The organism is Pedobacter sp. TM02 (genome assembly GCF_059705275.1).
The window spans coordinates 697,469-720,858 of sequence record NZ_AP046530.1; the positions used below are offsets into that span (position 1 = coordinate 697,469).

The 23,390-nt window shown below is 46.3% G+C and carries 18 protein-coding genes, 2 tRNA genes and 3 rRNA genes; 14 read left to right on the top strand and 9 right to left on the bottom strand.

The window, feature by feature from the left end; all coding sequences use genetic code 11:
- Nucleotides 1–100: 100 nt before the first annotated feature.
- Both AC6H1S_RS03105 and AC6H1S_RS03110 read right to left on the bottom strand, forming a co-directional pair.
- Nucleotides 101–1,333, bottom strand: coding sequence for an ABC transporter permease (locus AC6H1S_RS03105; protein ID WP_199136931.1), 1,233 nt, complete (start codon nucleotides 1,331–1,333; stop codon nucleotides 101–103).
- A 91-nt stretch (nucleotides 1,334–1,424) separates the two neighbouring features.
- Nucleotides 1,425–1,775, bottom strand: coding sequence for a HesB/IscA family protein (locus AC6H1S_RS03110; RefSeq protein WP_199136933.1), 351 nt, complete (start codon nucleotides 1,773–1,775; stop codon nucleotides 1,425–1,427).
- A 164-nt stretch (nucleotides 1,776–1,939) separates the two neighbouring features.
- Between AC6H1S_RS03110 and AC6H1S_RS03115 the strand changes: the two genes are divergently transcribed.
- From AC6H1S_RS03115 to dnaA, 3 genes are all read left to right on the top strand, one after another.
- Nucleotides 1,940–2,470 carry a DUF7935 family protein gene (locus AC6H1S_RS03115; protein ID WP_199136935.1) on the top strand — a complete coding sequence of 177 codons (531 nt, stop codon included), beginning with the start codon at nucleotides 1,940–1,942 and terminating at the stop codon, nucleotides 2,468–2,470.
- A gap of 52 nt (nucleotides 2,471–2,522) precedes the next feature.
- Entirely contained in the window at nucleotides 2,523–4,070 is a 1,548-nt protein-coding gene (locus tag AC6H1S_RS03120; RefSeq protein ID WP_199136937.1) for an acyl-CoA mutase large subunit family protein, read from the top strand.
- Nucleotides 4,071–4,263: 193 nt separating this feature from the next.
- Nucleotides 4,264–5,694 carry a chromosomal replication initiator protein DnaA gene (gene dnaA, locus AC6H1S_RS03125; protein WP_199136939.1) on the top strand — a complete coding sequence of 477 codons (1,431 nt, stop codon included), beginning with the start codon at nucleotides 4,264–4,266 and terminating at the stop codon, nucleotides 5,692–5,694.
- Nucleotides 5,695–5,762: 68 nt separating this feature from the next.
- Here the strand turns inward: dnaA and AC6H1S_RS03130 are convergent, their stop codons facing one another.
- A complete protein-coding gene (locus tag AC6H1S_RS03130; protein WP_199136941.1) occupies nucleotides 5,763–6,482 on the bottom strand; it encodes a LytR/AlgR family response regulator transcription factor in 720 nt (239 codons plus the stop codon).
- On the bottom strand, nucleotides 6,479–7,537 hold the full coding sequence (locus AC6H1S_RS03135) for a sensor histidine kinase (RefSeq protein WP_497565072.1): 1,059 nt from the start codon (nucleotides 7,535–7,537) through the stop codon (nucleotides 6,479–6,481). The genes AC6H1S_RS03130 and AC6H1S_RS03135 overlap by 4 nt, the downstream gene beginning before the upstream one ends.
- Nucleotides 7,538–7,726: 189 nt before the next feature.
- On the opposite strand from AC6H1S_RS03135, the gene AC6H1S_RS03140 reads away from it, so the two are divergent.
- Complete coding sequence (locus AC6H1S_RS03140; protein ID WP_199136945.1) at nucleotides 7,727–8,788, top strand: DUF4932 domain-containing protein; 1,062 nt, start codon at nucleotides 7,727–7,729, stop codon at nucleotides 8,786–8,788.
- 163 nt (nucleotides 8,789–8,951) lie between these two features.
- Here the strand turns inward: AC6H1S_RS03140 and AC6H1S_RS03145 are convergent, their stop codons facing one another.
- From AC6H1S_RS03145 to AC6H1S_RS03165, 5 genes are all read right to left on the bottom strand, one after another.
- The gene (locus AC6H1S_RS03145; RefSeq protein WP_199136947.1) at nucleotides 8,952–9,491 is read right to left on the bottom strand and encodes an NUDIX hydrolase; all 540 of its coding nucleotides are present in this window, start codon (nucleotides 9,489–9,491) and stop codon (nucleotides 8,952–8,954) included.
- A gap of 5 nt (nucleotides 9,492–9,496) precedes the next feature.
- Nucleotides 9,497–9,889, bottom strand: coding sequence for a hypothetical protein (locus tag AC6H1S_RS03150; protein WP_497565074.1), 393 nt, complete (start codon nucleotides 9,887–9,889; stop codon nucleotides 9,497–9,499).
- 70 nt (nucleotides 9,890–9,959) lie between these two features.
- Entirely contained in the window at nucleotides 9,960–10,745 is a 786-nt protein-coding gene (locus tag AC6H1S_RS03155; protein ID WP_497565075.1) for a TPM domain-containing protein, read from the bottom strand.
- Entirely contained in the window at nucleotides 10,742–11,191 is a 450-nt protein-coding gene (locus AC6H1S_RS03160) for a TPM domain-containing protein (RefSeq protein ID WP_199136953.1), read from the bottom strand. The genes AC6H1S_RS03155 and AC6H1S_RS03160 overlap by 4 nt, the downstream gene beginning before the upstream one ends.
- A 76-nt stretch (nucleotides 11,192–11,267) precedes the next feature.
- Nucleotides 11,268–11,849, bottom strand: a complete 582-nt coding sequence (locus AC6H1S_RS03165; RefSeq protein WP_199136955.1) for a LemA family protein — start codon at nucleotides 11,847–11,849, stop codon at nucleotides 11,268–11,270.
- 240 nt (nucleotides 11,850–12,089) lie between these two features.
- Here AC6H1S_RS03165 and AC6H1S_RS03170 point away from each other — a divergent pair, with 240 nt between their 5' ends.
- From AC6H1S_RS03170 to AC6H1S_RS03215, 10 genes are all read left to right on the top strand, one after another.
- Nucleotides 12,090–13,640, top strand: coding sequence for an NAD(P)/FAD-dependent oxidoreductase (locus tag AC6H1S_RS03170; protein WP_497565076.1), 1,551 nt, complete (start codon nucleotides 12,090–12,092; stop codon nucleotides 13,638–13,640).
- Nucleotides 13,641–13,653: 13 nt separating this feature from the next.
- Nucleotides 13,654–14,121 carry a DinB family protein gene (locus AC6H1S_RS03175; protein WP_497565077.1) on the top strand — a complete coding sequence of 156 codons (468 nt, stop codon included), beginning with the start codon at nucleotides 13,654–13,656 and terminating at the stop codon, nucleotides 14,119–14,121.
- Nucleotides 14,122–14,163: 42 nt separating this feature from the next.
- Complete coding sequence (locus tag AC6H1S_RS03180) at nucleotides 14,164–14,523, top strand: CoA-binding protein (protein WP_497565078.1); 360 nt, start codon at nucleotides 14,164–14,166, stop codon at nucleotides 14,521–14,523.
- A 743-nt stretch (nucleotides 14,524–15,266) separates the two neighbouring features.
- Nucleotides 15,267–16,788: ribosomal RNA gene (locus tag AC6H1S_RS03185) — 16S ribosomal RNA — on the top strand.
- A gap of 109 nt (nucleotides 16,789–16,897) precedes the next feature.
- Nucleotides 16,898–16,972 (top strand) — tRNA-Ile (locus tag AC6H1S_RS03190).
- Between the two features lie 21 nt (nucleotides 16,973–16,993).
- Nucleotides 16,994–17,070, top strand: a tRNA-Ala gene (locus AC6H1S_RS03195).
- 180 nt (nucleotides 17,071–17,250) lie between these two features.
- Nucleotides 17,251–20,125, top strand: a 23S ribosomal RNA gene (locus AC6H1S_RS03200).
- Nucleotides 20,126–20,208: 83 nt separating this feature from the next.
- A 5S ribosomal RNA gene (gene rrf, locus AC6H1S_RS03205) occupies nucleotides 20,209–20,320 on the top strand.
- Together the 16S, 23S and 5S rRNA genes with 2 tRNA genes alongside form the textbook arrangement of a ribosomal RNA operon.
- A 147-nt stretch (nucleotides 20,321–20,467) precedes the next feature.
- Nucleotides 20,468–22,234 carry a S8 family peptidase gene (locus AC6H1S_RS03210; RefSeq protein ID WP_497565079.1) on the top strand — a complete coding sequence of 589 codons (1,767 nt, stop codon included), beginning with the start codon at nucleotides 20,468–20,470 and terminating at the stop codon, nucleotides 22,232–22,234.
- Between the two features lie 271 nt (nucleotides 22,235–22,505).
- Nucleotides 22,506–23,369, top strand: a complete 864-nt coding sequence (locus AC6H1S_RS03215) for a hypothetical protein (RefSeq protein ID WP_497565080.1) — start codon at nucleotides 22,506–22,508, stop codon at nucleotides 23,367–23,369.
- The last annotated feature ends 21 nt before the right edge of the window (nucleotides 23,370–23,390 follow it).

A 23,390-nucleotide genomic window follows, 5' to 3' on the forward strand; every position in this document is an offset into this window, starting at 1 on the left:
GATTGTTAAGGGCACGCTGCTATGACAATAGACCATTGGCCATCAGCCATTGACTATCAACCTCGGACCTCGGATTTCAGGCTTCAGACTTTTCACAAGCCTACTCGTACCTCAAAGCCTCAACCGGATCCAGTTTCGAAGCTTTTTTGGCAGGGTAGTAACCTGAAACGATTCCCACGAATACGCAGATTACAAAGCCTCCACCGATAGACGACCACGGTACGATAAACGAACCGCCCATCATGCTCGAAATAATATTGCCGATGCCGATACCCAGCAAAATACCAAATGCACCACCGATCAGGCAAATTACGACGGCTTCAATCAAAAACTGCTTGCGAATTACGGCAGGGTTGGCACCGATGGCTTTTCTTACCCCGATTTCGCGGGTTCTTTCGGTAACCGAAACCAGCATAATATTCATCAGGGCGATAGAGGCGCCCAATAAGGTAATGGCGCCGATGGCCACGCCACCAATAACCACATACTTGAGGTTTTCGAACAGCGTTTGGGCAACAGCATCGCTTTTGGTGATTTCAAAATTGTTGGGTTCGCTTATTTTTACCTTTCTGATATTCCTGAATTCTGCGGTAGCCTCGCCAATAATGTTGTCCATCAAATCATTGTTGGGCACCATTACGGTGATGGTATAAGAAGGATTACTGTTGGCATTGATGAGCTTGGCCTTGAACAAGGGAATGTATACGGCCCGGTCGCTGCTGGGGCCCATGCTCGAACCCTTTGGTGCCAATACCCCAATTACCCTTAAGCGGTTGTTGCCCGCCATGATAATCTTGTCGATAGCAGGCTGGCCTTTGAACAAAATCTTTGCGATTTCGTTGCCGATAATGCAAATGTTGTTGTTGCTCAGTGCTTCGGCCGCATTAAAATTCCGCCCTTGCGAAAGTTCCAGGCCTAAAGAGCCCAATCCGTTTTCGTCAATCCCCTGGATGTTGGTGTTGGGGTTGGTTTTTTCCTGTTCGTATTTTACGGTAGAGCCGAAAGTAGCATATACGCTAATGGCTACTTTGGCAGGCGTGTTCAATCGCTCCTTAAACGCAATGGCATCTTCGTAGCGGATAGACTTGAATGGTTTCGGACGTTTGCCCGAACCGCCAATACGGATGCCGGTGCCCCGGTTCCGGATGTTAAAAGAATTGGCGCCCATACTCGAAAATGCTTCGGTCATGCTTTTTTTGATCGCATCGATAGTGGTTAAGATGCCAACCAGGGCCGACAAGCCAATAGCAATAATCAATGCGGTAAGCAGGGTGCGCAGCCTATTGCTTTTAATGGATTGTAGTGCAAGCCTTACGTTTTCAGTATAAGTCATCAGATGGAGATAAAATTCGGTTGAGGATAAAAATAAAAAGTCCCGCTGTTAAGACAACGAGACCTGTTAAAATGTTACAAACAATCATGTGTTAAACCGAGAAACTCGTGCCGCAACCGCATGAGCTGGTGGCATTCGGGTTATTAAAGGTAAAGCCCCTTGCATTTAATCCGTCTTGCCAGTCTATTTGCATGCCCAAAAGGTACATTTGGTGTGCCTTATGCATGAATATTTTGATGCCGTCGATCTCAAATTCCTGATCGCCTTCTTTCTTTTGGTCAAAGCCCAAAACATAGCTCATTCCAGAGCAACCGCCGCCTTCCACACCAACGCGCAAACCAAAATCTTCGGTAATCTCTTGTTGGTCTTTCAGCTTTTTGATTTCCTTTGTTGCGGTTTCAGTAAAAGATACAGGCGCAAAAGCAGTTTCTACGTTACTCATAAAATTTAAAATTAGCAGCCCAGTTTGGCCCAATTGTTTTGGATGGCAATTAGGTTAGCAACTGTTCCAACCATTGAAAAAAATAAATTACTCAACAAATATAAATATAAATGCACATTTTTGTCCGTCGCACTTATTAATATTACGGTTTATAAACAAATAAAATGAACATTGCGCATTTTTTAACCCAAGCGGCCATCATGGGCCTGGGAGGCATTATTGCCGTAACAGTAGCTTATCTTTTGGTCAAGGGAGATATCCAGCATTACTTTAGGTTCAAATCGCTGGAGCGCCAAAAAGAGGAGCGCGCCACGTTATTGCCCTTGCGCTTGCAGGCCTATGAGCGGGTAATTATTTTTATCGAGCGCATTAACCCCGCAAACCTGCTGGTTCGCTTGCACCAGTCGGGCATAGCGCTTTCGGCCTTGCAGGCCCTGATCATTAACGAGGTAAATGCCGAATACCAGCACAACATTACACAGCAACTGTATATCAGTGCAGCAAGCTGGGACGTGGTGCGAAAGCTCAAGGACGATACCATTGCCATGATCAACAACACCGTAGAAGGATTACCACCAGAGGCTAGCGGTATAGATTTGAGTCGCAAAATACTGCTACACATGAGCAGCATCGAACAAAACCCCTACCAGCTAACCATAGATTTGCTCAAACAAGATATCCATATCCTGTTTTAGTGGCATGGCCATAGGCCACCTATATATTATAGTATAACCAAATAGATTAATTATGACGGAGAAAAAGTTCACCACCACTTCTGGTATTGAAATCAAAGATATATATACTGTTGCCAAGCCTTCGGATGAAATGCCTGGAAAGTTCCCTTTTACCAGGGGCATCCAAAAAGATATGTACAGGGGGCGTTTATGGACCATGAGGCAATATGCGGGTTTCTCTACCGCCGAAGAATCGAACAAAAGATACCACTACCTGTTGGCTCAAGGCACCATGGGATTGTCGGTAGCTTTCGATTTGCCTACGCAGATCGGTTATGATTCGGATCATGAAATGGCCGAAGGCGAAGTAGGAAAGGTAGGCGTGGCCATCGATTCGCTGAAGGATATGGAAATCCTTTTTGATGGCATCGAGTTGCAGCAAATTACCACTTCCATGACCATCAATGCTACGGCTTCGATTTTATTGGCCATGTACATTGCCTTGGCCAAAAAGCAGGGGGCGAACTTGAAGGAAATTTCGGGAACCATCCAAAACGATATTTTAAAGGAATATGCCGCTAGGGGAACTTATATCTATCCGCCTAAGCCTTCCATGCGCATCATTACCGATATTTTTGAATACTGCAGCAAGGAAGTGCCCAAATGGAATACCATTTCTATTTCAGGCTACCACATCCGCGAAGCCGGTTCTACGGCAGTGCAGGAGCTTGCCTTTACCTTGGCCAATGGCAAAGCCTATTTAAATGCCGCTTTAGAAAAAGGCTTGGATATTAATGTTTTTGCCAAGCGCTTGTCGTTCTTCTTTAATTGCCATAACAATTTCTTCGAAGAAATTGCCAAGTTCCGTGCGGCACGCCGCATGTGGGCGCACATCACCAAGGCCTTGGGCGCAACCGACGAGAAGGCCATGATGCTACGTTTCCATACGCAAACCGGGGGATCTACCTTGACGGCACAACAACCGTTAAACAATGTGGTGCGGGTAGCCAACCAGGCTATGGCCGCCGTGTTGGGCGGTACACAATCGCTGCACACCAATGGCTACGACGAGGCGCTTTCGCTTCCTACCGAAGCCGCGGCCAAAATCGCCTTGCGCACTCAGCAGGTTATTGCTTTCGAGAGTGGCATTACCGATACGGTTGATCCTTTGGCGGGCTCTTATTTTGTAGAAAGCCTGACCGATGAAATCGAGGCGGCGGCTTTGGCCTATATCGATAAGATCGATGCCATGGGCGGTTCGGTCAATGCCATCGAAAATGGCTACATCCAACAAGAGATTGCCAACTCGGCCTACCAGTACCAAAAGGAGATTGAAAGTGCCGAGCGGATCATTGTGGGGGTGAACAAATTTACCCAGGAAACCGAGGCCTTAACCGAAGTGCTCAACATCGACGAATCGATCAGGACCATACAAACCGAGAAGCTCAACAAGCTCAAGGCCGAGCGTAATAACGATGCGGTGAAAATTAGTTTGGAAAATTTGAAGGAAGCGGCAAAAACGGAACGGAATTTGATGCCTTATATCTTGGCTGCAGTAGAGGAATACGCCACTTTGGGCGAAATTGCCGATAGCCTCAGAAGTGTGTTCGGAGAGTATTAAATTGGGGTTAAAAAATAGTTATCCACATAAAAAATTTAGGTTAACTAGTTTATGCTACTGCTGATGAAGTACTTACAAATTAATTCAAAATTTTGTTTTTTTTGTTGATAATTTTTTGAATATTCGATGTCTCGAAAGGGCACATCCGTAATGCCCTTCTTAGAACTGAAAACCAACAAATTACAGAATTACAATGGAAAAAACTTGTACAGAAGTATGGAAGAACTGTCTTCAAATTATTAAGGATAACATTCCGAACCAAAGTTTCAAAACCTGGTTCGAACCGATATCAGCACTTAAATTGGAAGGCAAAGTTTTAACCATACAAGTGCCTAGTTTATTCTTTTACGAGTGGTTGGAAGAACACTATGTTGGCTTGCTTCGCAAAACGGTAAAGAAGCAATTGGGAGATGAGGGCCGACTGGAATATAACATCGTAGTAGACAAGTCGTCTAACTCGGGTTCTCCCTACACCACCAACATGCCTTCTAACGGAAATGGTGCTGAAGCAAAGATCCAATCGATGCCCATCCCGGTAGCTATTAATAAAGACATTAAAAACCCTTTTATTATACCAGGCCTTAAAAAGCTGAACGTAGATCCGCAGTTAAATCCGAACTATACTTTCGATAATTACATCGAAGGCGATTGCAACCGCTTGGCTCGCTCTGCCGGCTATGCCGTAGCCGCAAAGCCTGGAGGTACCTCGTTCAATCCACTGATGATTTATGGTGGCGTAGGTTTGGGCAAAACCCACCTAGCGCAAGCCATTGGCAACGAGATCAAACGCAACATGCCCGATAAACTGGTGATTTATGTGTCGTGCGAAAAGTTCTGCCAACAGTTTGTCGACTCGTTAAAGAATAATACAATCAACGATTTTGTGAACTTCTACCAAGCCATGGACGTTATCATCATGGACGATGTACACAATTTCGCAGGCAAAGAAAAAACCCAGGATATCTTCTTCCACATTTTTAACCATTTGCACCAATCGGGCAAACAGGTAATCCTGACCTCTGATAAAGCACCTAAAGATCTGGCCGGTTTGGAAGAGCGCCTGTTGAGCCGTTTCAAATGGGGGCTTTCGGCCGACTTGCAGATCCCTGATTTGGAAACCCGCATTGCCATCCTGAAGAAAAAGATGTATGCCGATGGCATCGAACTGCCGGGAGAGGTGATCGAATATGTAGCGCACAACATCGATAACAATGTGCGTGAGCTGGAAGGTGCCATGGTTTCGCTATTGGCGCAATCGACCCTGAACAAAAAAGACATCGATTTGGCCTTGGCCAAGCAGATGCTGAAGAACTTCATCAAAAACACTTCGAAAGAAATTTCGATGGAGTATATCCAGAAACTGGTATGCGAATATTTCGAGGTGCCGGTTGACATGGTGAAATCGCAAACCCGTAAGCGCGAAATTGTACAGGCCCGTCAAATCTCTATGTATTTGTCGAAAAGCCATACCAAGTCATCGCTCAAAACCATTGGGGCTTTCTTTGGCGGACGCGATCACTCTACCGTAATCTATGCTTGCCAAACAGTAGAAGACCTGATCGAAACGGATAAGAAGTTCAAAGCTTACGTTAACGATATCCAGAAAAAACTGAAGATGAGTTAATATATATTGGGAAATTATAATTCAACAGAAACCCCGTTCAGATTCTATATCAGAACGGGGCTTTTTGTTTAGGAGCCCTTGGGTTCGATCTGTTTGTAAAAAGCTTCCCGATAGGCGTCGCCCAAAGGAATGACTTCGCTGCCTATAAAAATACGATTGCGTTCTATGCTTTTGATCTTGCCTATGCCCACGATATATGATTTGTGCACGCGGGCAAACTGTGCAGATGGCAATTGCTCTTCCAGCTTTTTAATGTTCTGCAAGGAAACGATTTTTTCGGTTTCGGTATAAATAGTGACGTAATTTTGCAGGCCTTCTGCATATAAAATGGTGTGGAGGTCTATCTTTACCAATTTGTACTCGCTCCGTACAAAAATATAGTCGGCTGGCTTGGCATTGGACAGGGGCAAGCTGGTATTTGTTGGAACTGTTCTTTCCAATACCTCTTTCGCTTTTTGTACGGCTTTGTAAAAACGTTCGAAAGCGATGGGCTTGAGCAGGTAGTCGATGGCGTCGTTCTCAAATCCGTCTAAGGCATACTCGGCGTAAGCGGTAGTTAAAATAACCTTGCATTTGCCTTGTGCAATCTTCATCAGCTGTATGCCTGTGAGCTGGGGCATCTGGATATCCAAAAAAACAAGATCTATCTTTTCGTCCATGATCAGTTGCAGGGCTTCCAAGGGATGCGTGGTGCTATGTACCAGCGTTAAAAAGGAGATTTGGCTTACATAATCGGTGAGGATGTCGATGGCCAACGGCTTGTCGTCTATGATAAGGCACCTGATCATTGCAAGTTGATTTGAAGTATAATGGTAAATGTAGCGTTTTCATCGCCAATGTCCAGCGTATGTTGTTGCGGATAAATGAGGCTAAGCCTTCTTTGCACGTTGCTAAGGCCTATGCCACCGGTCTTGTCTTTCTGGTGATGGTTTTTGAGGTTGAAAACTTTGAAGACCATGTGCTGGCCGATAATATCCATCTGGATTTGTATGGGGTTTTCACGATCGTCGAATACGCCATGCTTAAAGGCATTTTCAACAAAGTTGATCAAGATGAGCGGTGCAATTTTTAGGCCTTCGGTATGGCCTTCTACCTTAAAGTCGATATAGGCATTTCCCTTTTGGCCAATTTTATGCAGTTCGATCACATTGTGCAGGTAGCCGATTTCCTTATCCAACGGTACCAATTGCTCGTCGCTTTCCTTGAGCATGTAGCGCAGCAAGGCCGATAATTTGAGTACGGCTGCAGGGGCATCGTCAGAACGGCGATAGGTGAGGGCATAAATATCGTTTAAGGTGTTGAACAAAAAGTGCGGATTGATCTGCGATTTGAGGAAGGCCAGCTCTGTGGTTATTTTTTCCTGTTCCAGTTCCTTCTTTTTGCGATTGCTGATGTACCATTCGTTGATGAAGAAAAAAATAAGGCCATAACTGAAGTAACTATATAAAGAATAGAGCAAGGCATTTTTGATGTACCAGGAAGTTTCGGGGATATTGCCAAAGTAATTGTCGAAATCCAAATAGGGCTTGAGCACCCAAAATTCGATTATATAACGGTAGCCGACAATAAAAATACACAGGGCAAGGGTGGCTAAAATGCTTTGGATCCATTTTTTGTGTCTGAAAGCCAGGGGCGCGATCCAATAAGCCACGCCGTAAAAAACAACGATACCCGAAAACAAATAGCCCAGGTTTACCCCAAGGTATTTGGCAAAAAGCGCAAAAGAATTGATATCGTTGCTATAAGACCGGTAAGCCTTGCTAAAGTATTTGGGCAGTAAATCGTTTAAAAGAAAGACTGTCCACACCAGTACATGCAAGCCGATTTTGTATTTTTTCTGCATCAGCCAAATATATCATCAATTAACCAATTGGACGAGCAAAATACATCAACGCCGTTTTTTTAGGTACAAACCGGCAAAGACATGGGTTGTTATTCGATTAAGGCGTTGGTCAATACATTTGGTCGGTTGGTCAATTTAAGCGGGTTGCTTTGGGGCAAGGCATACATCTTTGCCCAAAAAACCAATCGAATGAAAAAGATCAAATTATTGGCACTTGCTTTTTTACTGATGAGCAGTGCACGAGCCCAACAAAAACTGATTGTTAAGGTTCATCCCGGCGTAGAGCTGTTTACCATTGTCCAAATCCTGGCCGACAAATTTCCAGCACCCAATCCGTCTGCCTATAGCAAAGAAGTGATGGATTATTTTGGCAAATACAAGGAGCATCCGGCAGTGCTTAAGGTAAAAAGCTTTAACAAGGTTTATACCGATTTGACGGAACTGGGTTGGACCATGAGCGATTTTCCGAACATCAGGATTTACGAGCCTACCGAAGAACTGAACTGGTATAAAAACTATGGCAAGGAAAATGTGCTGGAGTATATCAGGCTGTGCAAGGATTTTTTTAGAGATACCAAGTTTTGGGATTTTTATCAGGCTCATGCCAAACAGTACGAAGAATGGGGGCAAGGCATTAAACAAAACGTAAGCGATAGCGGTACTATGCAGCAGCTGCAGCAATTCTACGGCTTTAACACAGATGTAACCTGGTACATCTGTATCGATCCGCTAAACAGCTGGGGTTCGCATGCCATTACCACTAAAAACATCAATCCACAGTTCAGCAATATGGTTGTGTACAATACAGGTTATTTCAATACCAAATCAACTGTGGCCGACAAGCCTTTTTTTGAATACAAAGGTTTCGATTATTTGGTTTGGCACGAAGGAAGCCATATATTTTTAGAGCCTTCTTTTAAAAAGTACAAAAAAGAGATCGATGCAATGGCTTATCTCTATAACAAAGACGATGAGGGCATGAAACGAAATGGCATCGGTTCGTGGGAATATTGCCTCAACGAAAATATGGTCAGGGCAATTGTAGGAAGCCTATACAAAAAGTATCGTACCGAGAGAGAATTTAAAAGGCAGGTTGCCAGAGAAACGGCCAGCGATTTTATTTATGTAGAAGATCTGGTGCCATTTATTATTGATAATTACGGAGAGGGAAAAAAATATACCAAATTTGAAGATTTCTTCCCGGCTATGCTGCAGATGCTCAAAGAGAAACATCCGCCGGTTGGTAAATAGTATAATTAGCCATAAGTTGACAGGTTTATGTTGGTCCGGAAAACATTTCCGGACCAACATAATAACTGCGGATTTGTAATTCGCATTGCATCGGGCGATTTGTCAAGCTGTGGCTTACTCAGCGTTTCACTTCTTCGCAATGCACATTACGCTATTCGCAATACTAAATTTTCATCAAGCCATAAAAAAGTGCGGCCGCGTGGAGCGCCTGGTCTATTTTGTTGTCGGCCAGCAATTGCTTGACTTCTTCAATGGTGTATTCTTCTACGTTTAAAATCTCGTGCTCATCCAAATGCTGTTCGTGCGTTTTTGTGCCTCCGGTTAGCAAGTAGGTAAAAGTTCTGTTGGTGGAGGTTGCCGGATTGGGATAAAGCGTTGCAATCAGTTCGCAGGTTTCGAAACTGTAGCCTGTTTCTTCCAGCAGCTCGCGCTTGATGGCTGTTTCGGGATCTTCGCCATCGTCTATTACGCCACCCGGAATTTCGAGCGAAACGATCTCTGCCGCAAAGCGGTACTGGCGCACCATAATGATTTTATTTTCCTTGGTCAGGGCAATTGCGTTTACCCAATTTGGGTATTCGAGTACATAATAATCGTCTTTCACCGTTCCGTTGGGCAGCTTGCAGGTGTCTACGCGCAAAGTTGCCCATTTTTCTCTAACCAGGTATTTTGAGGCGAGTTTCTGCCACTTTAAGATTTCCATGTTTGTTATAGGTATTGTTGTATACTATCTTGCCGCTTCAAATTGGCCAAATGCACCATATGATGTTTGCTTGCCAATGTTTGATAAACGAGGACAAGCCTGGTGGCCAAAAGTTTGTTGGCCAAAGGTTCTCCATTCGGATCGATTTCATTGAACAGAAACTGACCCAGCATATCCAATTTCTCGGCGGGCCAATCGCTTTGTTCGAGCCAAAGTCCAAAGGCATCGGGTTCTGAAGCGTACAGTGTTTCTGGTTTTAGGCCAAAGCTCGAAGCCAATGTTTGTTGCAGTAGCTCATCGGAAGCCACAAAATCGCCATCCTGCTTAAGACCTATGATACGGGCCAAAACCTGGGCAAGTTTTTCTATTTCTGCTGTAATGAGGTCTCTTCTGTACATGTTGAGCACTGTAAAATTGTAATGGTTTAGGGTTGTAACGTTAAAGCGGTTGTTGAGGCCCAACTAAACACTACCAGCTGCCGCTGCTGCCGCCACCGCCAAAACTGCCTCCGCCGAAGCCTCCAAAACCGCCTCCGCCACCAGAGCCCCCGCCGAAACCTCCTCCAAATCCTCCGCCACCAGAGCCGCCGCGGCCTCCACCTAAGAGCATGCTCCAGAAAAAAGCATCAGCAACGCCTCTGCCGCCAATCACCTGACTGCCATTGCCGCCTCCGCCTTTGCGAATGATGAGAAAGATAACAACAATGATAATCAGCACAATGATACCTGCTGTGCCTTTGCCACCAGGTGTTTTAGCTTTGGGATTGGTGTTTTTGTATTCGCCTTTGATGAGCGAGATGATAGAATTGGTTCCGACATCAATGCCACGATAGTAATCGCCGTCCTTAAAGTAGGGCTTGATGTCGTTTTCAATGATCCGTTTGGTGTATACATCTGGCAAAGCACCTTCAAGACCGTAGCCTGTTTGGATGGAAAGCTTCCGATCGCCCAGGGCGATTAAAAGTACAACGCCATTGTTTTTCGTTTTGTCGCCGCCAACGCCCCATTTCCTGCCCAGTTCCAACGCATACTCGTTAATGTCGTAATCGCCCACCGATTTTACGATCACAACCGCAATCTGGTTGGAGGTAGAATCGTCGAAAGCAACCAATTTTCGTTCTAGATTGGTAATTTGTTCGGCGGTTAGGGTTTGGGTATAATCGTTGACCAAGGTAGTGGGCTTAGCCGGAAAATCCTGGGTAAAACCGAGGTGATAGCTTAGTGCTAAGACAAAAAAGATGATGAGTTTCTTCATTTGGTGGTTTTTTCTGCCTGGTCTATAAATACAATATCGTTAGGCAGCTCATTGACATCGCCATTTTGATAAGGAAAATACAGCGCCAGTTTTTCGCCTGCCAAAGAAATTCCCGCAATCAGGCCATCTGCCAAATTGCCACTCATGAAATGTGCTTTCATGGCCACTTGTGCGGTTTCCCAAAAATCGTCGGGTACCAGTTTGTCGATACCGCGATCGCCGATGATGGCAAATTTATGGTCTTCGTGAGCCAGATAAATCAATACGCCGTTATGGTGCGAGGTCTTGTCCATGCCAAGTTCTGCAAAATATTGAGTGGCCCGTTCTATGGCACTACCATGGCAATGTTTTTCAACGGCTATCCTTATTTCGCCCGAAGTTGCTTTTTCTGCTTCGGCTATGGCGTTGGCTATCTGTTCTTGTTCTTGTGTACTGAAAAGAGGCATGTGTGTATTTTTATAAGAAAGGGTAATGCGTGTTTTGGTTTAAAACAGGCATTACCCTAAAATGTTGGGTCGGTAACTAAAATTCTACTTTAGGAGCGTTTTGGGCGCCAGCATCGGCTTTGAAGCCTGCTTTAGGGCTAAAACCGAACATTCCTGCTGTTAAATTATTAGGGAACGATCTTACTTTGGTATTGTAAACCTGTACCGATTCGTTAAAATCCTTGCGGGCAACGGTAATGCGGTTCTCGGTGCCTTCCAATTGGGCAGACAAGTCCCTGAATTGATCGGTAGCTTTTAGTTCCGGATAGTTTTCGGTCAATACCATCAAACGGCCTAATGCTTGGCTAATCTGGCCTTGTGCCGCCTGGTATTTTTCGATGTTCTCTTCGGTAAGCTTGTTAGGGTCAACCGTAATTTGGCTGGCTTTTGAGCGCGCTTCGATTACCGCAGTTAAGGTGCCCTGCTCAAATTTGGCCGCGCCTTTAACGGTACTCACCAAGTTAGGGATCAAATCGGCCCTGCGTTGATACTGGGTTTCAACCTGGTTCCATTTGGTTTTTACGTCTTCGTCTAATTTTACAAGACCATTATAACCACATCCGCCAATTAAAGCTAACAAAGCCACAACTACGACTATTCCTATTACTACGTTTTTCATTTTGTTATTTTGTTTTTAGGTTTCTATTTCAAATTAGATAGCAATATCCATACCTTGTTACTAAAGAAGACAAATTGCTGACAAGTTGCCATATCCCCAATTGTAACAGGTTCAAACTAAGGTAGTAAAAAGATAGCATATTTCGGAGAGATAAGCCGTAACCTGGTTCAGGATGTATAGATAATTAGCTATCAATTTAGTAATTTTGTATTATTCGGGATAAAAACCCGGCTAGCCTTTATGCAAAAAGAAATCGAAATTACCATTGCCCCAGAGCAGGTGGGCAATCCAGCAGCTATTCTGGTTCAATTGGCTAAAGCCCTAAACGTTAAAGCAGACACGATCAGGCACCACCAGGTGCTGAAACGCTCTATCGATGCCCGGTCGAGGAGGGGCGTGGTATACCGTTTGCAGGTTCGGGCCTATATTAATGAAGAAGCACCGATACCAGAAAAACTGGCAAGCTATCCTAAAGTGAAGGATACCAGGCGTGTAATCATTGTAGGCGCTGGTCCGGCTGGCCTTTTTGCGGCCTTGCAATGCATCGAAAACGGATTGAAGCCCATTGTGGTAGAACGCGGCAAGGATGTGAAGCAGCGTCGGCGCGATTTGGCCGCCATCAATAAGCAAGGCCTAGTCAACACCGAATCTAATTATTGCTATGGCGAGGGCGGGGCAGGGACCTATTCTGATGGCAAGCTCTACACCCGTTCCAACAAGCGTGGCGATATTAATAAGGTATTGCAGCTATTTGTGGCGCATGGCGCAACTGAAGATATCCTAATTGATGCCCGCCCCCATATCGGAACCAATAAACTGCCACAAATTATTACGGCCATCAGGGAAACCATCCTCCAGGCCGGAGGAGATGTGCTGTTTGATGCCAAGCTTACCGACCTGATTTTAGCCAATGGCGAGGTTAAGGGCATTGTGGTTAACCAAGACCAGGAGTTGCTTGCCGATTCGGTCATCCTGGCAACCGGCCATTCGGCCAGGGATATTTACGAGTTGCTCAACCAGAAGAACATCCTGATTGAGGCTAAGCCCTTTGCGCTTGGCGTAAGGATTGAGCATCCCCAACAGATTATAGACAGTGCCCAATATCATTGCGATGTGAGAAGCGAGTTTTTGCCACCAGCCTATTATAGTATGGTAGAACAGGTAAAGGCCAGAGGCGTATTCTCGTTCTGCATGTGTCCCGGAGGTATCATTGCGCCATGCGCTACAGGTTTGGATGAAATTGTGGTGAATGGCTGGTCGCCTTCCAAAAGAAACAACCCCTTTGCCAACTCGGGTACGGTGGTTCAGGTTACGCTCGACGATGTGCAGGGCTACGACCCCTTGCGGATGTTGAACTTCCAGTCGGAAATAGAACACTTGGCATTTGAAGCCGGTGGAGGCCATTTGGTGGCGCCCGCCCAACGCATGGTCGATTTTGTAGAAAACAAGCTTTCGATCTCGCTTCCTAAAAACTCTTACCTGCCGGGAACCAAAAGCGTAATGCTGGATAATATACTGCCCGACTTTGTAGCGTCGAGCCTAAAAGCCGCGTTGCCCTTGTTCGGTAAGAAAATGAGAGGCTATTATACCAACGAGGCCATACTGGTAGGTGTGGAAAGCCGGACCTCTTCACCGGTTCGTATTCCGCGCGATAAGGAAAACTACCAGCATCCGCAGGTTAAGGGTTTGTATCCTTGTGCCGAAGGTGCCGGTTATGCCGGAGGCATTGTTTCGGCGGCGATAGATGGGATCAATTGTGCCAATGCCATTTTAAACAATTCATCTTCGTAAACGTTAATAGTTTATGATCAATTTAGCAGACGAACTTAGCAAGGCTTATAATGGCGATCCATGGCATGGAAGCAATACGCTCGATTTGCTTAGGGCAGCCAATGCCGAAAAGGTTTTTACCCATCCCATTCCCGATGCGCATTCTATTGCCGAGCTGGCGTTGCATTTAACGGCTTGGACCGAAGAAACGATAGCTAGGATAAATGGCCATCCGGCTAAGGAACCAGCACTTGGCGATTGGCCTGTTCCGAACGAAAACTCTGCCGAGGAATGGGAACGGATATTGAATGGATTTAAGGCGGCGAATGAAAAATTGATTGCCCTTTGTGGCCAACTGGGCAGCCATCAATGGGATGCCGCAACAAAAGATGAGCGTAATCCAGCCTTGGGCACCGGCGTGAACAATGCCGAACTGATCAATGGTCTGGTGCAACATCATGCCTACCATGCCGGTCAAGTAGCCTTATTGTTAAAGTTTTAATAACCTATTTATATCATTTAAACCAAGCCATACATGAAAGACATGAAGAAGACACTGATTATAGGCGCTACCCCAAATGAAGATAGGTATGCCTACCGAGCCGCGCAGCAGCTAACCGCAAAAGGACATCCGATTGTGAACATAGGAATTAAACATGGAAAGGTTGCAGGCGTAGAAATAGAAAAGCCCGGACAGATTTACACCGACATAGATACCATTACCTTATATATAGGTCCGGCTTTGCAGAATAGTTATTATGATTATATCCTGCAAACCAAACCCAAACGCGTAATTTTTAATCCGGGAACCGAGAATCCCGCATTGGAACAAGCGCTCAAGGAACATGGAATACAGCCTGTAGAAGCATGTACCTTGGTGTTGTTAAGCATTGGACAATACTAGCTTGAAGAGGGCTTTTAATGATTGGAGATGGGGTGCGAGAAATTGCATCCCATTTTTTCTTGTTGTAAATCATACACTTACTAAAAATAACGAAAATTTATTGTTCTGTTGTTTTTAGATTAAAAAACAATTTCTACCTTTGCACTCCGCTTCGGAAGGAAGGGGGTTACGGATTGAAAGGATTTGAAAACATGGATAGCTGGCTTATGCAGGCTATTATTGAACAAAGAGCGTTAATCTATTGAATAGCAGAAAGGGAAAATAAATTTTAAAATTTATTTTCGGGAAACGAAAAAGTTTTCTACCTTTGCAACCCGCTTCGGAAGGAACGGAAAACCCGGAAGGGGAGTTTGAAAGGCAGAAAGGGAAAAGAAAAAAAATAAAATTTTTTTCTTGGAAATCAAAAAGAAGTTTCTACCTTTGCAATCCCAAACGAAACGGGAAGTTCACCGACGGATGTCGGAAGGACAAAACAAAAGAAAGATTGAAATAAGCGAGAGGAGTTGAGGAGCATTAAGGCCGATACAAAACAAGCTTAAAGATATAACAGATTGCCGAGAGGTTAAATCGAAAAGTTCATTAAAAGGATATCATTTTTATACAACGCAGCGAGGCAAACATTTAGTACACAAAGTACATGTGGTCTCGATGTTTCTTAAGTCTAATTCTAACAGACAATTTTTATTAGAATAATAAGACTATTTAGAATAACAAAATAGTCAGAGATTCAAACACAACATTTTACAATGGAGAGTTTGATCCTGGCTCAGGATGAACGCTAGCGGCAGGCCTAATACATGCAAGTCGAGGGGTATGGCGGTGCTTGCACTGCCAGAGACCGGCGCACGGGTGCGTAACGCGTATGCAACCTACCTTGATCAGGGGGATAGCCCGGAGAAATCCGGATTAACACCGCATGAAGACACAGTTCCGCATGGAGCAATGTCCAAACATTTATGGGATCAAGATGGGCATGCGTGCCATTAGCTAGTTGGCGGGGTAACGGCCCACCAAGGCGACGATGGCTAGGGGATCTGAGAGGATGGCCCCCCACACTGGTACTGAGACACGGACCAGACTCCTACGGGAGGCAGCAGTAAGGAATATTGGTCAATGGGCGCAAGCCTGAACCAGCCATGCCGCGTGCAGGAAGACGGCCCTCCGGGTTGTAAACTGCTTTTATACCGGAATAAACCTTCCTACGTGTAGGAAGCTGAATGTACGGTAGGAATAAGGATCGGCTAACTCCGTGCCAGCAGCCGCGGTAATACGGAGGATCCGAGCGTTATCCGGATTTATTGGGTTTAAAGGGTGCGTAGGCGGCCTGTTAAGTCAGGGGTGAAAGACGGTGGCTCAACCATCGCAGTGCCCTTGATACTGACGGGCTTGAATCAACTAGAGGCAGGCGGAATGTGACAAGTAGCGGTGAAATGCATAGATATGTCACAGAACACCGATTGCGAAGGCAGCTTGCTATGGTTGTATTGACGCTGAGGCACGAAAGCGTGGGGATCAAACAGGATTAGATACCCTGGTAGTCCACGCCCTAAACGATGAACACTCGCTGTTGGCGATACACGGTCAGCGGCTAAGCGAAAGCGTTAAGTGTTCCACCTGGGGAGTACGCCCGCAAGGGTGAAACTCAAAGGAATTGACGGGGGCCCGCACAAGCGGAGGAGCATGTGGTTTAATTCGATGATACGCGAGGAACCTTACCCGGGCTTGAAAGTTAGTGAATGTTCCAGAGATGGGACAGTGAGCAATCACACGAAACTAGGTGCTGCATGGCTGTCGTCAGCTCGTGCCGTGAGGTGTTGGGTTAAGTCCCGCAACGAGCGCAACCCCTATGTCTAGTTGCCAGCATGTAAAGGTGGGGACTCTAGACAGACTGCCTGTGCAAACAGAGAGGAAGGAGGGGACGACGTCAAGTCATCATGGCCCTTACGTCCGGGGCTACACACGTGCTACAATGGTCGGTACAGAGGGCAGCTATCCAGCAATGGAATGCCAATCTCAAAAAGCCGATCACAGTTCGGATAGAGGTCTGCAACTCGACCTCTTGAAGTTGGATTCGCTAGTAATCGCGTATCAGCAATGACGCGGTGAATACGTTCCCGGGCCTTGTACACACCGCCCGTCAAGCCATGGAAGCTGGGGGTACCTAAAGTACGTAGCCGCAAGGAGCGTCCTAGGGTAAAACCGGTAACTGGGGCTAAGTCGTAACAAGGTAGCCGTACCGGAAGGTGCGGCTGGAATACCTCCTTTCTGGAGTAGATTGGACTACTCGCTGCGTTATAAAATGATTATCTTAAAGAAAACACCAAGAAGATGACGCCATGGGCGGCCCTGCCGGCCAAGCGGCGAGATTGATTACAGTCCCGTAGCTCAGCCTGGTTAGAGCACTACACTGATAATGTAGGGGTCTCCAGTTCAAATCTGGACGGGACTACAGCGCCTGGGTTGTTTTTTTGGGGGATTAGCTCAGCTGGCTAGAGCGCCTGCCTTGCACGCAGGAGGTCAACGGTTCGACTCCGTTATTCTCCACCACCACCGGTGCCTGTTACAGAAGGCATGTTTATAATAGGGGCTTTGGCCTCCGGGAGAGAAAAGTTCTTTGACATATTGGAAGAAGTTAAAACAAGAAGAGCACACAGCAGTGCGGACGCGTTCTTTTGGACGCGCGAGCACGCAACAGCACGCATGCCGGCGCAAAAGGCGGCATAGCGGAAGAAAGTAATAAAGGGTATACGGGGGATGCCTTGGCTCTCAGAGGCGATGAAGGACGTGATAAGCTGCGATAAGCCCTGGGGATCAGCAAATATGACTTGATCCGGGGATTTCCGAATGGGGGAACCCGCCATGCTGAAGGCATGGCACGATAAGAGCAAACCCGCCGAACTGAAACATCTAAGTAGGCGGAGGAGAAGAAAATAACAATGATTTCCTGAGTAGTGGCGAGCGAAAGGGAAAGAGCCCAAACCATTCCCGTTACGGCGGGCGTGGGGTTGTAGGACTGCGATGTGGCACGGCAAAGTGAACTGGAACGGGATGGGAAGCCCGGCGATACAAGGTGATAGCCCTGTACAGGAAAGCAATGTCGGCCTAGCAGCATCCTGAGTACCGCGAGGTCGGAGACGCCTTGTGGGAACCAGCCGGCACCATCCGGTAAGGCTAAATACTCCTGAGAGACCGATAGTGAACCAGTACCGTGAGGGAAAGGTGAAAAGAACCCCGAACAGGGGAGTGAAATAGAACCTGAAACCGTATACCTACAAGCGGTCGGAGCAGACGAGTTCTGTGACGGCGTGCCTTTTGCATAATGAGCCTACGAGTTACTCTTCACTGGCAAGGTTAAGTGCTTATGGCACGGATCCGAAGCGAAAGCGAGTCTGAACAGGGCGCACAGTCAGTGGAGGTAGACGCGAAACCTTGTGATCTACCCATGGACAGGTTGAAGGTGCGGTAACACGTACTGGAGGACCGAACCGATAAGCGTTGAAAAGCTTCCGGATGATCTGTGGGTAGGGGTGAAAGGCTAATCAAACTGGGAAATAGCTCGTACTCCCCGAAATGTTTTTAGGAACAGCGTCGTGGCAGAGTTAGATAGAGGTAGAGCTACTGATTGGGTGCGGGGGAGTCAAATCCTACCAAATCCAGACAAACTCCGAATGCTATCTAATATACACGGCAGTGAGGCGCGGGGTGCTAAGGTCACGCGCCGAGAGGGAAAGAACCCAGACCATCAGCTAAGGTCCCCAAGTTGCAGTTAAGTTGAACTAACGAGGTGCGATTGCACAGACAGCTAGGATGTTGGCTTGGAAGCAGCCATTCATTTAAAGAGTGCGTAACAGCTCACTAGTCGAGCGATCGTGCATGGATAATAAACGGGCATCAAACTGCGCACCGAAGCTATGGGATTGAAATATATCGGTAGGGGAGCATTCCAGCGGCTGCGAAGCCATACGCGTCAGCGGTGGTGGAGCTTCTGGAAAAGCAAATGTAGGCATAAGTAACGATAAGGCGGGAGAGAAACCCGCCCACCGAAAGGATAAGGTTTCCTGATCAACGCTAATCGGATCAGGGTTAGTCGGGGCCTAAGGCGTACCCGAAGGGGGAAGCCGATGGACAACGGTTTAATATTACCGTACTCTTTGTAGATGCGATGTGGGGACGGAGTAGTGACACTGCCGCGAACTGACGGAATAGTTCGTTGAAGGCCGTAGGTATAGGAATTCCAGGCAAATCCGGATTTCCTGCCGAAAGCCGATAGTACGCAGAACCTTCGGGGGATGCGATAGCGCAGGTAATCAGACTTCCAAGAAAAACCGCTAAGCTCCAGTCTGCAAAGACCCGTACCGCAAACCGACACAGGTATCCGGGAAGAGGATTCTAAGGTGCTCGAGTGAATCATGGCTAAGGAACTCGGCAAAATGGCCCTGTAACTTCGGGAGAAGGGGCGCTGGCAGCAATGCCAGCCGCAGTGAAAAGGCCCAGGCGACTGTTTAACAAAAACACATGGCTTTGCAAAATCGAAAGATGAGGTATAAGGCCTGACACCTGCCCGGTGCTGGAAGGTTAAGAGGGGATGTCAGTCGCAAGGCGAAGCATTGAATCGAAGCCCCAGTAAACGGCGGCCGTAACTATAACGGTCCTAAGGTAGCGAAATTCCTTGTCGGGTAAGTTCCGACCTGCACGAATGGTGTAACGATCTGGGCGCTGTCTCAGCCATGAGCTCGGTGAAATTGTGGTCCCGGTGAAGACGCCGGGTACCCGCAACGGGACGGAAAGACCCCATGCACCTTCACTACAGTTTAACATTGACATTGGGTACAGGATGTGTAGGATAGGTGGGAGGCTTTGAAGCGGGCGCGCCAGCGTTCGTGGAGCCAACGTTGAAATACCACCCTTTCTGTATTCGGTGTCTAACCCCGCCCAGCGGGGGACATTGTTTGACGGGTAGTTTGACTGGGGTGGTCGCCTCCAAAAAGGTAACGGAGGCTTTCAAAGGTAAGCTCAGTACGCTTGGTAACCGTACGGGGAGTGCAATAGCATAAGCTTGCTTGACTGTGAGGCAAACAGGCCGATCAGGGTCGAAAGACGGATATAGTGATCCGGTGGTTCTGCATGGAAGGGCCATCGCTCAAAGGATAAAAGGTACGCTGGGGATAACAGGCTGATCTCCCCCAAGAGCTCATATCGACGGGGAGGTTTGGCACCTCGATGTCGGCTCGTCACATCCTGGGGCTGGAGAAGGTCCCAAGGGTTCGGCTGTTCGCCGATTAAAGTGGCACGCGAGCTGGGTTCAGAACGTCGCGAGACAGTTCGGTCCCTATCTGTTGTGGGCGTAGGAATCTTGAGTGGGGCTGACCTTAGTACGAGAGGACCGGGTTGGACCAGCCTCTAGTGAATCTGTTGTTCCGCCAGGGGCATTGCAGAGTAGCTACGCTGGGAATAGATAAGCGCTGAAAGCATCTAAGTGCGAAACTAGCCACGAGATGAGGGTTCCATACAGGACCGTAGGAGACTACTACGTTGATAGGCTACAGATGTAAAGGTGGCGACACCACAGTCGAGTAGTACTAATAGTCCGAGGCTTTCAGGAGCAGGAACGCTGGGTGCTCTTCTGAACTAACTTCTTTCAATAATATGTCATTGCCTGCGCCCTGGCGCACGCAATAAAGATATTCAGGTGCCTATATCGGCGGTGTCCACCTCTTCCCATTCCGAACAGAGAAGTTAAGCCCGCCTGAGCCGATGGTACTGCGGTAACACGTGGGAGAGTAGGTCGGCGCCAAATTTTAAAGCAGGGGCCATCCAAAAGGATGGCCCTTTGTCGTTTATACCCTCCTGTTAAATATTTGTTAAAATCGCTTTAAACTAGCGCCCTAACTATTTTAAAACCGTATTATTGTAAATTACGTTAATCTCTGAAAGTATTTTAACCATGAAATTGAAGATTAGTCTGTTTTTTGCACTTTTCATAGGTCTAGCAGCACCGCTCTTTGCCCAAGATAAAAATGTAACCCTGCCTCCCAACTGGTTTAATCTCGATTTGCTAACCAGTGGTTATTTTGGCATCAGCACCGAAAAGGCTTACGCCGAATTGCTCAAAGACAAAAAGCCTAAACAAAAAATCATTGTAGCCGTGATAGATGGCGGCACTGACATCAAACACGAAGACCTTAAGGATGTACTGTGGACCAATGCCAAAGAAATTCCTGGAAATGGCATAGACGACGATGGCAACGGCTATATCGACGATGTGCATGGCTGGAATTTCATAGGCTCGAACAAAGGCAATCTGGCCTACGATAACCTTGAACTGGTAAGGATCAAGAGAAAATTGGAACCTAAATATAAGTCTACTATCCCGAGTACGGTGTTGGATAGTGCCGAAAAAGTAGAATTTGCATTGTATAACAAGGTGAGGACAGATTTCGGAAAGAAATATGACGAGGCCAGCAGCGCCTTCCCGGTTTACATCGCCATTAAAAAAGTCATGGATTCGGTGGCTTTCATCAATAAAAAACAAATCGCATCTTTAGAAGATATCGACAAATACAAGGCAGACGACGAGACTGAAGAGTATGTGAAGAAGATCATCCGTAAAGGCTCAAAAGAAGACGGAAGCATAGAGAAATTCTATAAAAATATTCAGAAAGGTTATCACGAGCTCGAAGTGATGCTGAAATATAATCTTGAAATGAAATACGATGAGCGTGCAACCTTGGTTGGCGACGATTATAGCAATTCGGCTCAGCGTAATTACGGAAATAACGACGTTACCGGCCCTAATGCCGATCACGGTACCCACGTATCGGGCATTATTGGTGCCAACAGAAACAATGCCTTAGGCATTATGGGCGTAGCCAATCATGTAAGCATCATGACCATTAGGGTGGTACCCGAAGGTGATGAACGCGATAAAGATGTAGCCAATGGCATCCGTTATGCTGTTGATAATGGAGCACGTGTAATCAACATGAGTTTTGGCAAAGCCTATAAATGGGATAAAAAAGCAGTTGACGAAGCGGTTAAATATGCCGAATCAAAAGGCGTACTTTTGGTACATGCCGCTGGAAATGATAACAGCAATAACGATATCGTAGATAATTTCCCGAATAAATATTACGACAGTCCCGAAGCCGAAGCGTATGCCAAAGCTCATCAAAAACCTGAAAAAGGATTGACGATACCCAAACGTGAAGACATGATGCGGCAAGGTATGGGCATGGGACCACGCCGACCAGATCCTTTTGCCAAGCCGGCACCGCTTGATTCGGCTAAGTACAACTTGCCACATGCCAGTAACTGGATAGAGGTGGGCGCCAGTTCCTATAAAGACGACGAAGATTTAAAGGCATCGTTTTCGAACTATGGCAAATACAATGTAGATGTTTTTGCACCTGGTTTCATGATCAACTCTACCGTTCCGGGCTCTAAATACGACGAATATGATGGTACCAGTATGGCCGCCCCGGTGGTTTCTGGCTTGGCGGCTTTGCTATTGAGCTACCATCCCGAACTGAGTCCGGCGCAAGTTAGGGAAATCATCATCAAATCGGTAAGCAAAGTAAACCATAAGGTAAAATATAAGAACGAGAAGGATGAGAATGTACGTGTGCTGTTTAGCGAGATCTGCGTAAGTGGCGGAATTGTAAATGCCTATAATGCACTTAAGCTGGCCCAATCGTACGAGCTGTCGAAATAAAATATTCTTGAATACCCCTCAAATCCTCGATACACCTATCGGGGATTTTTTTTTGTCTTGAAGGATTGGAAGGATAAAGCCATACCGTAACATTTTAGCGATATGGAGGTTGCTGATAGGGAGTGAAATGGCCTTTATTTTACATTGAAGGCCACTATTGTATTTTTTGCAATCGTAAGAAGCTTAAAATCCAAAATTCTGAATTAAGCCATTCCAAAATTCAGCAGTCTATTGCGTTAAACCTAATCAAATAGCAGATACTTAACACACCATGAAAAATTTTTACTTATTCTTTTGCCTTAGCCTATTGAACTTGGGCGCCATGGCGCAAAAACTGCCAGATGTTCAAGTGGCCAGCATGCCAGCTCCGGCTATGATCAGAATTGATGGAAAAGCTTCCGACTGGAACGATACTTATGCAGCCGAAAATAAAAGAACAGCTATTTTCTATAGCATGGCCAACGACGATAAAAATCTCTACCTGATTGTCAAAGCAGTTGATGCCACCAAAATTATGGCTGGGGGATTGACTTTTTTGATCAATACGCAAGGCAAAAAACGAGATAAGGATGCCATGAGTGTTACTTACCCCTTGATTAATCGTGCTAACCGCACACAGGGTGCGCGTGGTCAAGGCGGACAAAGACAAGGTGGTTTTCAGAATAGAGCCCAACAAACGCAACAACAGCGTGATTCGGCCAACCTCGTGTTGCATAAGCAACAATTGGCCGGTGTAAAGGAAATCAAAGTGGCGGGATTCAAATCTATTCCAGATTCACTGGTTTCTATTTATAACGAGTACGGATTGAAAGCAGTGGCTTCCTTTGATCAAAGTGGGGCTTATGTTTATGAATTGGCTATTCCCTTAAGTTTATTAGACATCAATGTGGCCGATGCCAAGGAACTCGCTTATCAAATTAAATTAAATGGATTAAGCAATATGGGCTTTGGAGGCAATGCCGGCTTTGGCGGAGGCGGTGCAGGTGGTTTTGGTGGGGCTCGTGGAGGCTTTGGTGGTGGAGCAGCTGGCGGAAGAGCCGGAGGAGCTGGTTTTGGCGGCGGAGCTGGAAGCAATATGCAGGATCTGATGAATGCCACAGATTTCTGGGGAAAATATACCCTTTACAAAAAATAAGCAAAGCCTTTCAATTCAAAC

What these genes read in the sequence shown, in the direction of transcription:
- AC6H1S_RS03150 (WP_497565074.1), bottom strand. Translation starts at nt 9,889, where the DNA reads ATGTACAGAAGAGACCTCATTACAGCAGAAATAGAAAAACTTGCCCAG.
- AC6H1S_RS03160 (WP_199136953.1), bottom strand. Translation starts at nt 11,191, where the DNA reads ATGCCTCTTTTCAGTACACAAGAACAAGAACAGATAGCCAACGCCATA.
- AC6H1S_RS03180 (WP_497565078.1), top strand. Translation starts at nt 14,164, where the DNA reads ATGAAGAAGACACTGATTATAGGCGCTACCCCAAATGAAGATAGGTAT.
- AC6H1S_RS03105 (WP_199136931.1), bottom strand. Translation starts at nt 1,333, where the DNA reads ATGACTTATACTGAAAACGTAAGGCTTGCACTACAATCCATTAAAAGC.
- AC6H1S_RS03145 (WP_199136947.1), bottom strand. Translation starts at nt 9,491, where the DNA reads ATGGAAATCTTAAAGTGGCAGAAACTCGCCTCAAAATACCTGGTTAGA.
- AC6H1S_RS03165 (WP_199136955.1), bottom strand. Translation starts at nt 11,849, where the DNA reads ATGAAAAACGTAGTAATAGGAATAGTCGTAGTTGTGGCTTTGTTAGCT.
- AC6H1S_RS03175 (WP_497565077.1), top strand. Translation starts at nt 13,654, where the DNA reads ATGATCAATTTAGCAGACGAACTTAGCAAGGCTTATAATGGCGATCCA.
- AC6H1S_RS03155 (WP_497565075.1), bottom strand. Translation starts at nt 10,745, where the DNA reads ATGAAGAAACTCATCATCTTTTTTGTCTTAGCACTAAGCTATCACCTC.
- AC6H1S_RS03120 (WP_199136937.1), top strand. Translation starts at nt 2,523, where the DNA reads ATGACGGAGAAAAAGTTCACCACCACTTCTGGTATTGAAATCAAAGAT.
- AC6H1S_RS03130 (WP_199136941.1), bottom strand. Translation starts at nt 6,482, where the DNA reads ATGATCAGGTGCCTTATCATAGACGACAAGCCGTTGGCCATCGACATC.
- AC6H1S_RS03110 (WP_199136933.1), bottom strand. Translation starts at nt 1,775, where the DNA reads ATGAGTAACGTAGAAACTGCTTTTGCGCCTGTATCTTTTACTGAAACC.
- AC6H1S_RS03210 (WP_497565079.1), top strand. Translation starts at nt 20,468, where the DNA reads ATGAAATTGAAGATTAGTCTGTTTTTTGCACTTTTCATAGGTCTAGCA.
- AC6H1S_RS03135 (WP_497565072.1), bottom strand. Translation starts at nt 7,537, where the DNA reads ATGCAGAAAAAATACAAAATCGGCTTGCATGTACTGGTGTGGACAGTC.
- AC6H1S_RS03115 (WP_199136935.1), top strand. Translation starts at nt 1,940, where the DNA reads ATGAACATTGCGCATTTTTTAACCCAAGCGGCCATCATGGGCCTGGGA.
- AC6H1S_RS03140 (WP_199136945.1), top strand. Translation starts at nt 7,727, where the DNA reads ATGAAAAAGATCAAATTATTGGCACTTGCTTTTTTACTGATGAGCAGT.
- AC6H1S_RS03215 (WP_497565080.1), top strand. Translation starts at nt 22,506, where the DNA reads ATGAAAAATTTTTACTTATTCTTTTGCCTTAGCCTATTGAACTTGGGC.
- AC6H1S_RS03170 (WP_497565076.1), top strand. Translation starts at nt 12,090, where the DNA reads ATGCAAAAAGAAATCGAAATTACCATTGCCCCAGAGCAGGTGGGCAAT.
- dnaA (WP_199136939.1), top strand. Translation starts at nt 4,264, where the DNA reads ATGGAAAAAACTTGTACAGAAGTATGGAAGAACTGTCTTCAAATTATT.